Below are 16,845 nucleotides of genomic sequence, written 5' to 3'. Positions count from 1 at the left end.
CCGTCCCGGTCCGCACCAGGCGGCGGCTACGGCCGAGCGGGGGCTACGTCCACGTGGCGACGAAGTAGCCGACACCGTACGGGGCGTCCTCGTAGAGCAGTTGTCCGGCCAGGCCCGCGCCCTGCGCGGCGCCCGCGAGGACCTGCCAGGGGGCGCGTCCCGCGGCCTGGAGCGTCTCCGCCAGTTCCGCGTCCAGTGCGGCCAGCGCCTCGGTGTCGGCGGCGGCCTGCGCGGCGGCGACCGAGGCGTCGAAGGGTGCCGCGCGCTCGTCCAGATACCCGGGAGCCTTGAGGGTGCGGCAGGCGCTGCCGTCGCCCATCACCAGCAGCGCGACCCGGTCCGCCGTTGACGCGATCATGGCACCGGTGGCGGCGCAGCGGTCCTGTTCGAGCGGCTCGCCCACGCCCAGGCCCTCCAGCGGAGCGGCGGCCCAGCCGCGCAGCAGCCAGGCGGCGACGGCCAGCGAGGGCGGCAGCGCGCGGTCGGCGCCGACGTCCTCGGACGGAATCCCGGGTGCGGTGCCGAGGCGTACGTCCAGGTCCACGCCGAACTCCCGGAACGAGCCCCGCGCGCCCTCGTGGTGCCGCCCCCGGTCGGGCTGCCCGGCCGGGCCGATCACCACCAGCCGGTCCGGCCGGGACGCCGCGAGCACCCCGACCGCGTCGGCGCACGCTGCGCGCAGCGCGTCCAGTTCGAACGCGGCACCGGCCGCGACCTCGGGTACGAGCAGCGGGGCGGACGGGCAGACTGCGGCGGCTACGAGCATGAACGCAGCCTAATGGGGCTGATCACCGTTCCCCAGGACCGTGCACACCGTTCCGACCCCTGTCGCCGACATCCCCGCCACCGACCTGTGGGCCTTCACCCTCGAGGACGACGGCCGGCCTCGGAAACTGACAAGCCACGGCGTGAGCTTGCGCGGCCGCACCGCCGGACCGTCGGCACCGGTCCGGCGGAACCGTGATCGGACGCTGTCGTCAGCCGAGCCCGCAGCCGCTCTCCACCGCGGGCGACGGCGCCGGGGCGCCGATCGTCGGCAGCCCGAGCATCACTCCGGCCGGCGCCTTGGGCGCGGCGTTGCGCTGCTCCCACGCGTCGCCGGCCCGGGTGCGCCGCACGGAGAGCGCGGGGCGCTCGGCGAGCAGGTGGTGCGGGGCGGCGTAGGTGATCTCCACCGTGGCCATGTCACCGGGGCGCGGGTCGGTGCCCGCCGGCTTCTCGAAGTGCACCAGACGGCTGTCGGGGGCCCGGCCGGACAGCCGGTGCGTCGCCTTGTCCTTGCGGCCCTCGCCCTCGGCGACCAGGACCTCCAGCGTGCGGCCGATCTGCGTCTTGTTCTCCTGCCAGGAGATCTCCTCCTGGAGCGCCGACAGCCGCATGTAGCGCTCCTGGACGACCTCCTTGGGGATCTGCCCGTCCATGTCGGCGGCCGGGGTCCCGGGGCGCTTGGAGTACTGGAAGGTGAAGGCCTGCGCGAAGCGCGCCTCGCGCACCACGTGCATCGTCTGCTCGAAGTCCGCCTCGGTCTCGCCCGGGAAGCCCACGATGATGTCGGTGGAGATGGCGGCGTCCGGCATGGCCGCGCGCACCTTCTCGATGATGCCGAGGTAACGGTCCTGCCGGTACGAGCGGCGCATCGCCTTGAGGACGGTGTCGGAGCCGGACTGCAGCGGCATGTGCAGCTGGTGCATCACGTTCGGCGTCTCGGCCATGGCGGCGATCACGTCGTCGGTGAAGTCCCGCGGGTGCGGGGAGGTGAAGCGCACCCGCTCCAGCCCCTCGATCTGCCCGGTCGCCCGCAGCAGCTTGGAGAACGCCTCGCGGTCGCCCATGCCCGAGCCGTACGCGTTCACGTTCTGCCCGAGCAGGGTGATCTCGACGACGCCCTCGGCGACCAGCGCCTCCACCTCGGCGAGGATGTCGCCGGGCCGCCGGTCCTCCTCCTTGCCGCGCAGCGCGGGCACGATGCAGAAGGTGCAGGTGTTGTTGCAGCCCACCGAGACCGAGACCCACGCGGCGTAGGCGGACTCGCGGCGGGACGGCAGCGTGGAGGGGAACGCCTCCAGCGACTCGGCGATCTCGACCTGCGCCTCTTCGGCGATCCTGGCCCGCTCCAGCAGCACCGGCAGCCGGCCGATGTTGTGGGTACCGAAGACCACGTCGACCCAGGGGGCCCGCTTCACGATGGTGTCGCGGTCCTTCTGCGCGAGACAGCCGCCGACCGCGATCTGCATACCCGGCCGGGCCGCCTTCTGCGGGGCGAGCTGGCCGAGGTTGCCGTAGAGCCGGTTGTCGGCGTTCTCCCGCACCGCGCAGGTGTTGAAGACGACGACGTCCGCCCCGTCCGCTCCCTTGGGCGCGCGGACATAGCCCGCGCCCTCCAGGAGGCCGGACAGCCGTTCCGAATCGTGCACGTTCATCTGGCACCCGTAGGTGCGGACCTCGTATGTCCTCAAACCAGCCACCTCACCGCTCACCCAACCAGGGTACGGGGGGCGCGGGGGTACGGAGAGCCGCGGGCGGCCCGGCCCCCTCGGCCCCTCCCGCCCCACGGGCCCCGCTCGTGCGGCAGGCCCCCGGGGCCGGCCCTACCCACGGCGGCGCCCGCCTGGCAGGATCCGGACCATGAACGTCCCCCACATCGGCAGACGCCGCGCGCTGCAGTCGGTCCTCGCGGCCGCCGCCGCACTCGCGCTGCTCCTGTGGTGGCTGCTGCCGTCCCGCGGTCCGTCGTATCCGCACGAACCGGTCTCGTTCTCCACCGGCGTGGCCGCCGGGGTGTACGAGACCTACGGGAAGATGCTCAAGACCGATCTGCGGGACCAGCTGCCAGGGGTGGCGGTGAACCTCGTCCAGTCGCAGGGCTCGGTCGACAACGTGAAACGCGTCGCCTCGGGGCAGGCCGACTTCACGATCGCCGCCGCCGACGCGGTCGCGGACTACCAGGGCCCGGGCAAGGACCGGCTGCGCGCCTGCGCGCGGCTGTACGACGACTACATGCAGCTCATAGTCCCCAGGGACTCGCCGATCAGCTCCGCCCGCGATCTGCGCGGCAAGCGCGTCGGGGTGGGCCAGGCGGCCTCCGGTGTGCACCTCATAGCCCGTCGGCTGCTGGACGCCGCCGGGCTCGACATGGCCAAGGACCTCACCGCGGTGCCGGTCGGCATCGACACGGCACCCGGCCTGCTCAAGGCGGGCAAGCTCGACGCGTTCTTCTGGTCCGGCGGCCTGCCGACGAACACCGTGACGAATCTGGCGGCGTCCAGCAACGTCAAGCTCGTCCAGCTCGGCGACCTCGTGGACAAGCTGCACGCCAAGGGCGACACGATGGGCTACTACCGGCAGGCGGTGATGCCCGCCGACGCCTATCCGACGATGCAGCACGGCACGGCCGTCACGACCATCGCCGTCGCCAACCTGCTCGTGACCACCGACCGGGCGGACACCGGACTCGTCGAACGGCTCACCCGCGCGGTCATCGACAGCCGCGACGAGATCGGCAACAAGGTCCACGCCGCCCAGCTGGTCGACCTGCGCACCGCCGTCTTCACCAACCCCCTTCCACTGCACGAAGGCGCCAGCCGCTACTACCGGTCGGTAAAGCCCTAGGGTGCCCCTCGCGCGACTGCCGGGGATAGGCCCTAATCTCTACGCATGCGAAACGGGGGTACACCAGACGGCGGGCCCCACACTCTTGTCGACGGCCGGTACGAGCTGCAGCGCCCGCTGGGCCGTGGCGGTATGGGCGTGGTGTGGGAGGCGTACGACAACCGGCTGGGGCGCCAGGTCGCCGTGAAGGAACTGCTGTTCCGGGGCGCGGTGGACCCCGACACCCAGGCCCAGTGGGTGGAGCGGGCACGCCGGGAGGCGCGGGCCATCGCCCGGATCGGGCATGAGCACGTGGTGGCGGTGCACGACGTGATCGAGGCCGACGGCCAGGTCTGGATCGTGATGGAGCAGGTCAATCCGCGGTCGCTCGCGGACCAGTTGCAGGAACGCGGCCGGCTGGCCGCGCTGCAGACGGCCAGGATCGGCCTGGAGGTGCTGCGCGGGCTGCGCGCGGTGCACGCGGCAGGCGTGCTGCACCGGGACGTGAAGCCGCACAACATCCTGTTCCGCCGGGACGGGCGCGCGGTGCTGATGGACTTCGGCATCGCGACCTTCGAGGGCGCGGCCCAGGTGACCCGGCTGCACGAACTCGTCGGCACCCCGCGGTACCTGGCACCCGAGCTGTGCACCCCGCACGGCCGGTCGCCGCGCGAGGCGACGCCCGCCGCCGACCTGTGGTCGCTCGGGGTGACGCTGTACGAGACGGTCGAGGGACGCGCGCCCTTCCGCGGGCCGACCCCGTACGAGGTCCTGGAGGCGGTGCGTGAGGACGAGCCGCCGCCGATGGAGTACTGCGGCCCGCTGCGGCCGCTGATCGAGGGCCTGCTGGTGAAGGAGCCGCTGGAGCGGCTGACGGCGCAGCGGGCCGAGCAGTTGCTGCAGCATGTGGCGCAGGAGACCCCGCAGTATCCGACGGCGTTCTACCCGGAGGACGGCCACCCGCCGGTCACGGAGTCCCCGTGGACCGCGGGCGGCAGCGTCACGAGCACCGGTGCCGACACGGGCCCGCTGGAACCGCCGGACGTGACGGACCCGCCCGTTCCGACCGCTGCAGCCGGTTCGGCTGCTTCATCCGGTTCAGCTGCTTCATCCGGTTCAGCTGATCCTTCTCATCCTTCTGATCCGTCCGGTTCGGCGGACCCGGGGGCACCCGTCCCGCCCCGCCGCCTCGCCGCCCGCCTCCGCGGTCCCCGCGCGTGGGCGGCCGCCGCAGTGGCGCTGGTCGTGCTCGTGACCGCCGGCTGGTTCACCGTGGACCGGCTCACCACGGCCGCCGGCCCGTCCCTCGACAGCTCCGCGACCCTGCGGGCGGCCCGGGAGCGCGGCTTCCTGCTGGTCGGGGTGAAGGGCGACCAGCCGGGGCTCAGCGAGCGTTCGGCACAGTCCGCCGGCGGCTTCCGCGGGTTCGACATCGACATCGCGCGGGCGGTCGCGAAACATCTGGGCTTCGACACGGTGCGGTTCGAGGTGGTCAACACCCAGAGCCGCGAATACCGGCTCAGCACCGGGCAGGTCGACCTGATAGTGGCCAGCTACTCGATCACCCAGGGGCGCAAGGAGTCGGTGGACTTCGCCGGCCCGTACTACGTGGCAGGACAGGACTTCCTGGTACCGGCCCGGTCGACCGGCGTGAACGGCGTCGCCGACCTGGACGGTCACAAGGTCTGCACCGTGCAGGGCTCCACGCCGGAGGCCCGGCTGCGCACGGAGTATCCGCGGATAGTGCTGGAACCGCGCGCTTCGTACGGGTTGTGCGTCACCGACCTGCTGGCCGGCACGGTGGACGCGGTCTCCACCGACGATGTCATCCTGGCCGGCTACCGGGCCCAGCACCCCACGGAACTGCGGCTGCTCGGCGCCCCGTTCGGCAGCGAGCAGTACGGCGTGGGCCTGCACCGGGGCGAGCCGGCGCTGCGCGCCGCGGTGTGCGGCGCCATAAGGGACGAGATCTCCTCGGGCCGCTGGAAGTCCTCGTACAACACCTATCTGAAGCCGCTGGCCCCGAAGGAGCTGGCGGACCAGCTGCCGCCCGACCAGACGGAGTGCGGCTGACGGAGTGCGGCTGAGGCCCGGATCGCCTCGCCGGGCCCCTGGAGGGGCCGCTACATGCTTGCTCTGCGGCTCTAGGGCTCTAACGGCTCCTACGGGCTCTCCGGGCTCTACGGCGCCGAGCGCGGCACCGTGAGGGTCACGGCGAGGCCGGTGGGCTCGTTCGCCGCGAAGGAGAGCCGGCCGCCGCTCTGGTTCAGCAGGACGCGGGCGATGGACAGACCGAGTCCGGAGCCGTCGATGTTCTGGTGGCGGGGGCTGCGCCAGAAGCGGTCGCCGATCCGGGCGAGCTCCTCCTCCGTCAGACCGGGTCCGCCGTCGGAGACGGTGACGGCGACCTCGTCGCCCACTCCCGCGACCAGCACCTGGACCAGTCCGCCGCGCGGTGTGAACTTCAGCGCGTTGTCGATGACGGCGTCCAGCGCGCTGGACAGCGCGACCGGATCGGACCAGCCGGTGACCGCGGTCTTGCCCGCGTACTCCAATGCGACGCCCTCACGCGCGCCGACCGGCCGCCACGCGCCGAGGCGCTCGCCGACGAGTGCGGCGATGTCGGTGAGGGCGAGGTCCGCGTCCGCGTGCTCCGCCAGCGCCAGGCCGAGCAGATCGTCCAGGACCTGGGCGAGCCGTCTGCCCTCGTCCTGGACGGAGGCCACCTCCGCGTTGCCCTCGGGGAGTTCGAAGCCGAGCAGCTCGATCCGCAGCATGAGCGCGGCCAGCGGATTGCGCAGCTGGTGGGAGGCGTCGGCGACGAAGGCCCGCTGCTGTTCGAGCACCTGCTCGACGTTGTCGGCCATCTCGTTGAACGACCGGGACAGCCGGCGCAGTTCGGGCGGCCCGCCGGCCGCCGCGACCCGGGACTTCATCCGCCCGGTGGCGATGTCGTGGGTGACGCGGTCGAGGATCGCGACCGGTCGCAGCACCCAGCCGGTGAGCCGGAACGCGAACAGCACGGCGATGGCCATCGCGGCCAGCTCACCGGCGCCGAGCAGCAGCCAGCCGTGCAGGATGCGCGAACGCAGCGCCCCGGTGGGCGATTCGGTGAGGACGACGGCGACGACGTCCCCGTCGCGGATGATCGGTGAGGCGACGGCCAGCGTGCGGCGCTGCCACGGCCACACCTGCTCCGGGTCATGGCTGCGGCGGCCGGCCAGTGCCGCGCTGTAGGCGCCGTACGCCTCCCCCGCTTCGGGGAGTCTCCAGTCCGCGGGCGCCACACCCATCGCGGTGCCGTCGCGGTAGAAGACACCGACGCGGATGCCGTACAGCTCCTCGTACCGGCTGAGTTCGGAGCGCAGCGCGTGCAGCCGCTCGTCGTCCCCGACGTCGCTCGCGGACTGAGGGGTGCGCGAGGTGACGAACTGGGCGAGCGACGCGAAGCGCGCGGTGTCGTCGATGCGGTCGACGACGACGCGCTGCTGCTGCGCGGCGGCCATGCTCGCGGCCAGCGGAAAGCCCAGGGCCAGCAGGACGCCCGCCATCAACGCGAGCAGCAGGGGGAGAAGACGCGAGCTCAACGGCGGGTCCTGGATCTCAGACGGCGGGAACGACGAGCCGGTAACCGACCCCGCGCACCGTTTCGATCATGGACGGCATCCGCAGCTTGGAACGCAGCGAGGCGACGTGCACCTCCAGGGTGCGCCCCGTCCCCTCCCAGCTGGTGCGCCAGACCTCGCTGATGATCTGCTCGCGGCGGAAGACCACCCCGGGCCGCTGGGCGAGCAGGGCCAGCAGGTCGAACTCCTTGCGGGTGAGCGCGATCGGCTCGCCGCTCACCATAACGCGGCGGGTGGGCAGTTCGATGTCGACGGGGCCGAGCTGCAGACTGCCGGCCGGCGGCCGCTCACCGGCAGCGGATCCGTCGGCGGGCGCGGGGGCGGCGGACTCCGTACCGGGCCGCAGCGGGGGCCGGCGGCCGACCGCGTGGATCCGGGCGAGCAGCTCACCGGTGTCGTACGGCTTGACGACGTAGTCGTCCGCGCCGAGGTTCAGGCCATGGATCCGGGACCGCACATCGGCGCGGGCGGTGACCATGATGACGGGGGTGGAGGTGCGCCGGCGGATCCGGCTGCACACCTCGAAACCGTCCTGGTCGGGCAGGCCGAGGTCGAGCAGCACACACCCGTAGGACGGGCCCTGGGCGGGCAGCAGCGCGCGCAGCGCCTCCTCGCCGCTGCGGGCATGGGTGACGTCGAAGCCGTGCTTCGCGAGCACGGCCGACAGTGCGGCGGCGACCCGGTCGTCGTCCTCCACCAGCAGCAATCTCATCGGTTCACCCTCCTTTCCCACATCGGCAATCGTTCGGCCACAGGTCGGACACCCGCCGTCGGCCGGCGTCCGGTACCTACCCGGAATACAGACCGACCGGCGAGGGGCGCGTCAAGGGGGCATCGGTACCTGCCGCGGACTGTTATCCAGCCGGTACGCACGACAACACAGGGCACATCACTCGTGGCGGAGAGTATCCGAATCGTGATGCTCAAGTTCAGCTCAGATGTAATGACGCTCGTCATCATGCATCACTAAGGTCTGCCAGACCGACGAGGATGGAGCACAGGCCGATGACCGAAGTCTCAGTGACCAAGGACGCCGCGCCGGCGACCGATGACCTGGTCGTACTGGGAGGCGTGAACAAGCACTTCGGCGCGCTGCACGTGCTCCAGGACATCGACCTGACGATCACCCGCGGTGAGGTCGTGGTCGTCATCGGTCCTTCGGGGTCCGGCAAGTCCACGCTGTGCCGCACCATCAACCGGCTGGAGACGATCGATTCGGGCTCCATCACGGTGGACGGGAAGCCGCTTCCCCAGGAAGGGCGGGAACTGGCCCGGCTGCGTGCCGATGTGGGCATGGTCTTCCAGTCCTTCAATCTCTTCGCGCACAAGACCGTTCTGCAGAACGTGATGCTCGGACAGGTCAAGGTCCGCAAGACCGACAAGAAGGCGGCCGAGGACCGGGCCCGGCAGCTGCTCGACCGGGTCGGCGTGGGGGTCCAGGCGGACAAGTACCCCGCGCAGCTCTCCGGCGGACAGCAGCAGCGGGTCGCGATCGCCCGCGCGCTGGCGATGGACCCCAAGGTCATGCTCTTCGACGAGCCCACCTCCGCACTCGACCCGGAGATGATCAACGAGGTGCTGGAAGTCATGCAGCAGCTCGCCCGGGACGGCATGACGATGATCGTCGTCACGCACGAGATGGGCTTCGCCCGCTCCGCCGCCAACCGGGTCGTCTTCATGGCCGACGGACGGATCGTCGAGGAAGCGACGCCGGAGCAGTTCTTCAGCAATCCGCGCAGCGACCGCGCCAAGGACTTCCTCTCGAAGATCCTTCACCACTGACGTTGCCTGACGGCCGGCGGGCGCCCCTGCGCGCGGCCGGCCCCGCACCACGGCCGACCGACGGCTGACGTACGACGGCTGACGTACGACGACGCACTGATGACCGATGACTGATGACCGACGACTGACGACTGACGACTGACGACGCAAGGGATGTCCCCATGAATATCCGTAAATCCGCCGCCGCCGGACTCGTCGTCCTGGCGCTGACCGCCTCCGCGACCGCCTGTGGCGGCAAGGAGGGCACGCCGACCGCGCCCGGCGCCAAGCCCACCACCGGCGCCGACGCCCCGAAGCTGCCGACGTACACGCCGAAGACGGGCGTCACGCTCGACTCCGCCGTACTGAAGAAGGCTCAGCAGCGCGGCAAGCTGGTCATCGGCGTCAAGTCCGACCAGCCGTTCCTCGGTTTCCAGCCGCCCGGCTCCAACGACCGCAACGGCTTCGACATCGAGATCGCCAAGATGGTCGCCGCGGACCTCGGCTTCGGTCCCGACAAGATCGAGTGGAAGACCTTCGACTCCAGCCTGCGCGTGCCGGCGATCAAGAAGGGCGACGCGGACTACTACGTCGGCACCTTCACGATCAACGACGCCCGCAAGAAGGACATCTCCTTCGCCGGCCCGTACTACATCGCCGGCCAGGACCTGCTCGTGGCCAAGAGCAACACCGACATCACCGGCCCGGACAGCCTCAAGGGCAAGAAGGTCTGCAGCATCACCGGCTCCACGCCGCTGGAGCGCATCAAGGACCCCAAGTACGGAGCCGTCGTCAACGCCCTCGGCAAGTACTCGGACTGCGTGCAGCAGCTCCAGACCGGCCAGGTCGACGCGGTCACCACCGACGACGCGATCCTCAAGGGCTACGCGGCGCAGGCCCCCGGCAAGTTCCGGGTGGTCGGCAAGCAGTTCTCCCAGGAGCCGTACGGCGTCGGCCTCGCGCACGACGACAAGGCGCTGCGCGACGCGATCAGCGACGCACTGAAGGCGCACCAGGACAACGGCGACTACAAGAAGGCCTACGACGCGACGCTGGGCCTGTCCGGCGCCCCGTACACCGCGCCGCCGGCCCTCGACCGCTACTGATCAGCCGACCCGCAGGCCGGCCGTCGCGGCACCGTCGTTCCCGCGACGGGCCGCCGGCCGGCCGGCGGGCCGCAACGCCCTCGTGAGGCCAACCTCGATGCTGCTTCCCTCCGGGGCGCGACCCGTCGTACCCCCCGCACGCCCTGGACCGACGATGCCTTCCTGGCCTTTCCGCCAGACCCCAGCGAACCGGCGAGGTGAGCCACGATGAACGTGCTGGTCGACAACTTCGCCCTGTTCCGCCAGGGGTTCTTCGGCACGCTGTCGCTCACCGGCGCCAGCGCGGTGCTCGCCCTGCTGCTCGGGGTGCTGATAGCCGCGTTCCGGGTCTCACCGGTGCCTCCGCTGCGGGCCTTCGGCACGCTGTGGGTGACGCTGCTGCGCAACACCCCGCTGACCCTGCTGTTCCTCGTCGCCACCTTCATCGTGCCCGAGGTCCTCACGACCGGCCTCAGCTCGTACCAGCTGGCGGTGCTCGCGCTCGGCTTCTACACCTCGGCGTTCGTCTGCGAGGCGGTGCGCTCCGGCGTCAACACCGTCCCGCTCGGCCAGGCCGAGGCCGCGCGCAGCATCGGGATGACGTTCACCCAGATCCTGCGGCTGATCATCCTTCCGCAGGCGGCCCGTACGGTCATCGCGCCGGTCGGCAGCCTCATGATCGCGCTGACCAAGAACTCGGCGATCGCCGGCGCCTTCAGCGTCACCGAGCTGTTCTCCACCCAGAAGCTCCTGAGCGACCAGGGGCTCAACCTCACCGTGATCTTCATCTGGATCGCCCTCGCGTACCTGATCATCACGTTTGCGATCAGCGGCCTGTTCCGGCTGCTCGAGAACCGGCTGGCGGTGGCCCGATGACGGCGAGTGTTCTGTACGACGCCCCGGGCCCCAGGACCCGGCTGCGCAACCGGATCTACACGGTCGTCGGCAGCCTGGCGCTCGCCGGGCTGCTGGTCTTCTTCGCCATGCGGCTCAACTCCAAGGGCGAGTTCAAGTCCTACATGTGGGACCTGTTCCAGTACGCCGGGGTCCAGCAGCAGATCACGGACGGCGTGGTCGCCACTCTCAAGGCGTTCGCCCTCGCGGCGGTCTTCTCGCTGCTGCTGGCCACCGTGTTCGCCGCCGGACGGCTCTCGGACCACAAGCCGGTGCGGATCGCCGCCTCGGCGGCCGTGGAGTTCTTCCGCGCACTGCCGCTGATCATCATGATCTATCTGCTGTGGGCGACCGTCTTCGAGCCCTTCTGGGCCCTGGTCATCGGTCTGACGCTCTACAACGGCTCGGTCCAGGCGGAGATCTTCCGGGCCGGTATCAACTCCGTGCCCAAGGGCCAGAGCGAGGCCGCCTACGCGCTGGGCATGCGCAAGACCCAGGTCATGCTGACCATCCTGGTCCCGCAGGCCGTACGGGCCATGCTGCCCAGCATCATCAGCCAGCTCGTGGTGACCCTGAAGGACACCTCGCTCGGCTACCTGATCGCCTACACCGAACTGCTGTACGTCGGCCGGATCCTGGCGGGCAACACCCCGACCCTCGGGAACTACCCGTACTTCCAGGTGCTGCTCGTCATCGGCACGATCTACATCGCGATGTGCATGCTCCTGTCCGCCGTCGCCACCTGGGTCGAGAAGCGCGCCCGCCGCAGCCCGAAGGGCGCGCCGCCGGCCACACCGGAGGCGGAGGCCCTGGTCGCCACGGCGGAGTGACAGCGGGGTGACGGCGGGGTGACGGCGGTGCGGATGTGCCGTCGCCGCGCTGGAATTGACGGTGCGTCGGTGACGGATGGGTTCCTGATCGGTGCCTGACCGGTGCCTGATCGGTGCCTGGCCGGTGCCTGGCCGGTGACGGAAGTGACGGTACGTCGGCTCGCGGAGTGACGGTGTGTCGGTTCGCACCGCGCCGACGTTCCGCCGTCACTTGACGCACGCACCCGCAGTGGATTGCATACGTATCGTGACTGCACATCTTCCGGGGACCGCCCTGTGGACCCGGTGATCGTCGCGGGGGCGGGCCCTGTGGGCCTCGCCCTCGCGCTCGCTCTGGCCAAACGCGGTGTCCCGACCATCGTCCTCGACGAAGCCGAGGGGCCGGCCGACGCCCGTGACGACCTGCGCCATCCACGCACCACCGTCCTGGGCGCGGATACCGCCGCCCTGCTGGAACGGCTCGGCTATCCGCAGGTGTACGCGGACGGCACCACCTGGACCGGGTGGCGCACCCTGCGCCGGCGGCAGGAGGTGCTGCGCGTCGACTTCGGCCCCGCGTCCGACGACGAGCCCGCCCGGCCGTCCCCGGTGCACATCTCCCAGCACCGGCTGGAACGGGGCCTGCGGCAGACCCTGCACGGCCACGGCCTCGTGCGGATCGTGACCGGCTCCCGCGTCGACGCGGTCGACGAGGACGCCACCGGCGTCACCGTGCACACCCGGGGCGCCGACCGCACCTGGTGGCGGGGCAGTTATCTGGTGGGCTGCGACGGGCCGCGTTCGACGGTCCGCAAGCTGCTCGCGGTGCGCTTCCCCGGGAAGACCGCCGTCGACCGGCACGCCGTCGCCGCGCTGCGCGTCGACCTCCCGGAACCCGGTGTGGCCCTGCTGCACCGTGATCCGCCCGGCGCCGGTACCGGCCAGGAGGTGACGGCCCGTCCGCTGCCGGACGGCCTGTGGCGCTTCGACTGGCTGCTGCCCGCCCGGGGCGAACTGCTGACCCCCGACGAGCTGGTGACCCGGATCCGCTCCATCCTGACCACGTGGTGCGGCAGCGTCGTACCGTACGAACTGGTCGGCTCCGCCGAGTACCCGGTGCACCAGCGGCTCGCCCGCCGCTGGCGGGTGGGCCGGACGTTCCTCGCCGGCGACGCCGCCCACCTGATGGGCGCCCTGGGCGCCCAGGGCGTGGAGGAGGGCCTGCGGGACGCCGAGAACCTCTCCTGGAAGCTCGCGCTCGCCTGGCACGAGGGCGCGTCCGACACCCTGCTCGACAGCTATCAGGCCGAGCGGCGCGAGGCGGTCGGGGCCCGGCTGCGCGCCACCGACCAGGCGCTGCCGCTGGTACGCGCCGGCGGGACCTGGAACATGGTCCGCCATTCGCTGCTCTCCGGATCCGCCCGCGGGCACGCCGAGCTGCTGACCGACAGCCACCTCGGCCGGGGATCCGCCGCGTCCCCGCCGGTCTACGGCCGGTCGCCGCTCGCCCTGCCCGCGCCGCGGCCGGGCGGGGGCGGCAGCGGCGGCGGCAAGACCGCCGGATCACCGCTGGTCGCCACCTGCGCCACTCCCCCGGGCGGGCTGGTCGTCGATGTGCCGGTGACGGCGCTGGACGGCACGGTCGGCCGGCTGCGGGACCGGCTGGGCCAGAACCTGCTGGTGATGCTGATCGCCCCGGGCACCGGTGTCTGGGACAGCCGGCACTGGCTGACGGCCGGTCTGATGCCACGGCTCGCGTCGGCGGTCGCCGCGCTGCCGATGCGCGCCGAGCTGCTGGTGACCGAGGGCTATCCCGGTGCGACGGCGCACAGCGTGCTGCTGATCCGCCCGGACGGCCATCTGGTGACGGCGATGGTCGGCTGCCGCCCGGCCGAGCTGTACTCCTACGCGGACCTGGCCCGCGGCGGCCCCCCGCACCGGACCGCACCGCAGGACGAACCGGTCAGCGGCCGGACGCCCTGACCCGCCGCCCCAGCGGCAGTCCGTTCCCGGGCGTGAGCGGCCGGGAACGGGCAGGAGTGGGCGTGAGCGGCAGGTGTTCCAGCGGGACGTCTTTCCAGCGGGAGGTCATCCCAGCGGGTGGTACTCCAGGACATCCGGCTCGTCCTCGCCCTCCTGCTCCAGGGCCCTGCGGACCACCCGGAGGGCGAGGCCCTCCGGGTAGCCCTTGCGGGCGAGCATTCCCGCGAGGCGGCGCAGCCGCTTGTCACGTTCCAGCCCGCGGGTGGTCCGCAACTTGCGGTCCACCAGCTCGCGGGCCCGCTCCTCCTCCTGGTCGGAGTCGAGCTGGCCCACCGCCTCGGTGACCAGCTCCGCGTCCACCCCGCGGGTCTGGAGCTCCCTCGCCAGCGCCCGGCGGGCGAGGCCCCGCCCGCGGTGCCGCGACTCGACCCAGGCGTTGGCGAACGCCTGGTCGTCGATCAGGCCGGCTTCCTGGAACCGCTCCAGCAACTGCTCCGCCACGTCGTCCGGGATCTCCCGCTTGCGCATCGCGTCGGCGAGCTGTTGACGCGTGCGGGGATTCCCGGTGAGCAGGCGCAGGCACAACGCCCGCGCCTGCTCCTCCGGGCTGAGCGGCGGCTCTTTCGAGGCCCTCGACTCGGAAGAGCCGCCGCGATCGGGGTACCGACTCGCCACGGCCTCAGGCCTTGGCCGCGGTGGCCTTGGTCGCCTTCACCGTCTTGGGCGCCGGAACCTCGGCCTTGGCGGGATCGGCCGCCGGACCCGCCGCGTCCGCGCCCGGCTCCACGCCGGGGGCTACGGTCCGGACACCGATGCCGAGCTTGTCCTTGATCTTCTTCTCGATCTCGTCGGCGAGGTCCGGGTTGTCCTTGAGGAAGTTACGGGCGTTCTCCTTGCCCTGGCCGAGCTGGTCGCCCTCGTACGTGTACCAGGCACCGGCCTTGCGGACGAAGCCGTGCTCGACACCCATGTCGATCAGGCCACCCTCCTTGCTGATGCCGTGGCCGTAGAGGATGTCGAACTCTGCCTGCTTGAAGGGCGGTGCGACCTTGTTCTTGACGACCTTGACACGGGTCCTGTTGCCGACCGCGTCCGTACCGTCCTTGAGCGTCTCGATACGGCGGATGTCGAGTCGTACGGAGGCGTAGAACTTCAGCGCGCGGCCACCGGTGGTGGTCTCCGGCGAGCCGAACATCACACCGATCTTCTCGCGGAGCTGGTTGATGAAGATCGCCGTGGTGTTGGACTGGTGCAGCGCACCGGTGATCTTGCGCAGCGCCTGGCTCATCAGCCGGGCCTGCAGACCCACGTGCGAGTCACCCATCTCGCCCTCGATCTCGGCCCGCGGCACGAGGGCGGCCACGGAGTCGATCACGATGAGGTCGATCGCGCCGGAGCGGACCAGCATGTCCACGATCTCCAGCGCCTGCTCGCCGGTGTCCGGCTGGGAGAGCAGCAGGTTGTCCGTGTCGACACCGAGCGCCTTGGCGTACTCGGGGTCCAGCGCGTGCTCGGCGTCGACGAACGCCACCGTGCCGCCGGCCTTCTGCGCGTTGGCCACCGCGTGCAGCGTGAGGGTGGTCTTGCCGGAGGACTCCGGCCCGTACACCTCCACCACACGGCCACGCGGGATACCGCCGACGCCGAGTGCCACGTCCAGTGCGGTCGACCCGGTGGGGATGACATCAATGGGGTCGTTCGGCTTGTCGCCGAGGCGCATGACCGCGCCCTTGCCGAACTGCCGTTCAATCTGTGCGAGCGCGGCGTCCAGCGCCTTCTCGCGGTCGTTACCTGCCATGGGCTCCACCCGGGATGTTTGAGTCGATCGCTTCACGTCCATGACGCTAGTCCCTGCCACTGACAATGCGCCCGGCCGTCGCTCCGAGCTGTGGAAAACCTCCGCGGATAACCGGCCCGGACCACCCATGAGAATGGATGTTCGATTTGCGTGTCAAGCGACACGCGGGGCCTCAGGGGCGATGGTGCGCTGTCTTCTCTCCCCGGGCTGATGTCTCACGTCCGATGCCTTCTCCGCAGCCAGGGCCGCCGCCGCGGCCCGTGCGCCCTCGGGTCCGTCACCTCGTACCGCTTCACGTACGCCCCGAAGAACCCCTGCAGCGTCGCGGTCACCGGGATCGCGACCAGCGCGCCGACCGCCCCCAGCAGCGCGGTACCGGCGACGACCGACCCGAAGGCGACGGCCGGGTGGATGTCCACGGTCTTCGCCGTGATCCGCGGCTGCAGCACGTAGTTCTCGAACTGCTGGTAGACCACGACGAAGCACAGCACCCACAGCGCGTCCCACGGGTCCTCGGTGAACGCGATCAGCATCGGCAGCGCGCCCGCGAGATACGTCCCGACCGTCGGCACGAACTGCGACACCAGCCCCACCCACACCGCCAGCGCCGGGGCGTACGGCACCCCCAGCACCTGCAGCAGGACGTAGTGCGCGACGCCCGACACCAGCGCCATCAGCGCCCGCGAGTAGATGTACCCGCCCGTCTTGGCGACCGCGATCTCCCACGCCCGCAGCACCTCCGCCTGCCGCGCCGGCGGCAGCACCGAGCACAGCGCCCGGCGCAGCCGAGGTCCGTCGGCCGCGAAGTAGAACGCGAACAGCACCACGGTGAAGAGCTGGAAGACGCCCCCGAGGACCGTGGCCGACAGCCCCCACACATTGCCCGCGCTGTTCTGCAGGTAGTTGCGCAGCCAGTCGGAGTGCAGCACGTTGTCCTGCAGCTTCCCGACGTCCAGCTTCGTGTGGAAGTTCTGGTTGAGCCACACCACGACGTCGTTCACATACTGCGGGAAGTTGTCGGCGATCGTCGTGATCTGGTCCACGAGCAGCGAGCCGAGCGCCACCACGAACACCGCGACCGCGACGATCGCCCCCAGCAGGACCAGCCCCGTGGCCACCCCGCGCCGCATCCCGCGCGCCGCCATCCAGTCCACCGCCGGCTCGACGGCCAGCGCGCCGAAGAACGCGATCAGGATGTTGATCAGCAGCCCGGTCACCTGGTGGAACGCCCAGCCGGCCAGTTGGAAGCAGCCCACCAGCACCAGCGCCAGCATCATCGCGCGCGGCAGCCACCGCGGCAT

14 protein-coding genes are annotated in these 16,845 nt (G+C 71.2%); 7 read left to right on the top strand and 7 right to left on the bottom strand.

Features of this window, described 5'->3' with window-relative positions:
• Window positions 1-43: 43 nt before the first annotated feature.
• Both G3I60_RS12975 and miaB read right to left on the bottom strand, forming a co-directional pair.
• The gene (locus G3I60_RS12975; RefSeq protein ID WP_164607150.1) at window positions 44-766 is read right to left on the bottom strand and encodes a class III extradiol dioxygenase subunit B-like domain-containing protein; all 723 of its coding nucleotides are present in this window, start codon (window positions 764-766) and stop codon (window positions 44-46) included.
• Window positions 767-977: 211 nt separating this feature from the next.
• Window positions 978-2,465 (bottom strand): tRNA (N6-isopentenyl adenosine(37)-C2)-methylthiotransferase MiaB, encoded by a 1,488-nt coding sequence (miaB, locus tag G3I60_RS12970; protein WP_164293692.1) that lies wholly within the window; start codon window positions 2,463-2,465, stop codon window positions 978-980.
• Between the two features lie 160 nt (window positions 2,466-2,625).
• Here miaB and G3I60_RS12965 point away from each other — a divergent pair, with 160 nt between their 5' ends.
• Window positions 2,626-3,609 (top strand): TAXI family TRAP transporter solute-binding subunit, encoded by a 984-nt coding sequence (locus G3I60_RS12965; RefSeq protein WP_138358549.1) that lies wholly within the window; start codon window positions 2,626-2,628, stop codon window positions 3,607-3,609.
• Window positions 3,610-3,654: 45 nt separating this feature from the next.
• A complete protein-coding gene (locus G3I60_RS12960) occupies window positions 3,655-5,661 on the top strand; it encodes a bifunctional serine/threonine-protein kinase/glutamate ABC transporter substrate-binding protein (protein ID WP_164293577.1) in 2,007 nt (668 codons plus the stop codon).
• 107 nt (window positions 5,662-5,768) lie between these two features.
• Here G3I60_RS12960 and G3I60_RS12955 read toward each other — a convergent pair whose 3' ends face one another.
• Both G3I60_RS12955 and G3I60_RS12950 read right to left on the bottom strand, forming a co-directional pair.
• Window positions 5,769-7,175 carry a HAMP domain-containing sensor histidine kinase gene (locus tag G3I60_RS12955; protein WP_164293576.1) on the bottom strand — a complete coding sequence of 469 codons (1,407 nt, stop codon included), beginning with the start codon at window positions 7,173-7,175 and terminating at the stop codon, window positions 5,769-5,771.
• A 16-nt stretch (window positions 7,176-7,191) separates the two neighbouring features.
• Window positions 7,192-7,926, bottom strand: coding sequence for a response regulator transcription factor (locus tag G3I60_RS12950; RefSeq protein WP_164293575.1), 735 nt, complete (start codon window positions 7,924-7,926; stop codon window positions 7,192-7,194).
• A 293-nt stretch (window positions 7,927-8,219) separates the two neighbouring features.
• On the opposite strand from G3I60_RS12950, the gene G3I60_RS12945 reads away from it, so the two are divergent.
• The 5 genes from G3I60_RS12945 (at window position 8,220) to G3I60_RS12925 (ending at window position 13,746) form a co-directional block, all read left to right on the top strand.
• Window positions 8,220-8,996, top strand: a complete 777-nt coding sequence (locus tag G3I60_RS12945) for an amino acid ABC transporter ATP-binding protein (RefSeq protein ID WP_164293574.1) — start codon at window positions 8,220-8,222, stop codon at window positions 8,994-8,996.
• Between the two features lie 161 nt (window positions 8,997-9,157).
• Entirely contained in the window at window positions 9,158-10,081 is a 924-nt protein-coding gene (locus G3I60_RS12940; protein WP_138358557.1) for a glutamate ABC transporter substrate-binding protein, read from the top strand.
• A 207-nt stretch (window positions 10,082-10,288) separates the two neighbouring features.
• Complete coding sequence (locus G3I60_RS12935; RefSeq protein WP_138358559.1) at window positions 10,289-10,936, top strand: amino acid ABC transporter permease; 648 nt, start codon at window positions 10,289-10,291, stop codon at window positions 10,934-10,936.
• Complete coding sequence (locus G3I60_RS12930; RefSeq protein ID WP_138358561.1) at window positions 10,933-11,784, top strand: amino acid ABC transporter permease; 852 nt, start codon at window positions 10,933-10,935, stop codon at window positions 11,782-11,784. Before G3I60_RS12935 ends, G3I60_RS12930 begins: the two co-directional genes overlap by 4 nt.
• Window positions 11,785-12,060: 276 nt before the next feature.
• On the top strand, window positions 12,061-13,746 hold the full coding sequence (locus G3I60_RS12925) for an FAD-dependent monooxygenase (RefSeq protein ID WP_164293573.1): 1,686 nt from the start codon (window positions 12,061-12,063) through the stop codon (window positions 13,744-13,746).
• A gap of 105 nt (window positions 13,747-13,851) precedes the next feature.
• On the opposite strand, the gene recX is transcribed toward G3I60_RS12925, so the two are convergent.
• The 3 genes from recX to G3I60_RS12910 all read right to left on the bottom strand — a co-directional run bounded on the left by recX (window position 13,852) and on the right by G3I60_RS12910 (window position 16,845).
• Window positions 13,852-14,421 (bottom strand): recombination regulator RecX, encoded by a 570-nt coding sequence (gene recX, locus G3I60_RS12920; RefSeq protein WP_164293572.1) that lies wholly within the window; start codon window positions 14,419-14,421, stop codon window positions 13,852-13,854.
• A gap of 4 nt (window positions 14,422-14,425) precedes the next feature.
• Window positions 14,426-15,544, bottom strand: a complete 1,119-nt coding sequence (recA, locus tag G3I60_RS12915; RefSeq protein ID WP_138358567.1) for a recombinase RecA — start codon at window positions 15,542-15,544, stop codon at window positions 14,426-14,428.
• Between the two features lie 215 nt (window positions 15,545-15,759).
• Window positions 15,760-16,845 carry an AI-2E family transporter gene (locus G3I60_RS12910; RefSeq protein ID WP_164293690.1) on the bottom strand — a complete coding sequence of 362 codons (1,086 nt, stop codon included), beginning with the start codon at window positions 16,843-16,845 and terminating at the stop codon, window positions 15,760-15,762.

The sequence above is a fragment of the Streptomyces sp. SID13666 genome, assembly GCF_010548325.1.
GTDB classification, from domain to species: Bacteria; Actinomycetota; Actinomycetes; order Streptomycetales; family Streptomycetaceae; genus Actinacidiphila; species Actinacidiphila fildesensis.
The sequence above is the reverse complement of the archived record's forward strand: the minus strand, read 5'-3'. Positions and strand labels throughout refer to the sequence as shown.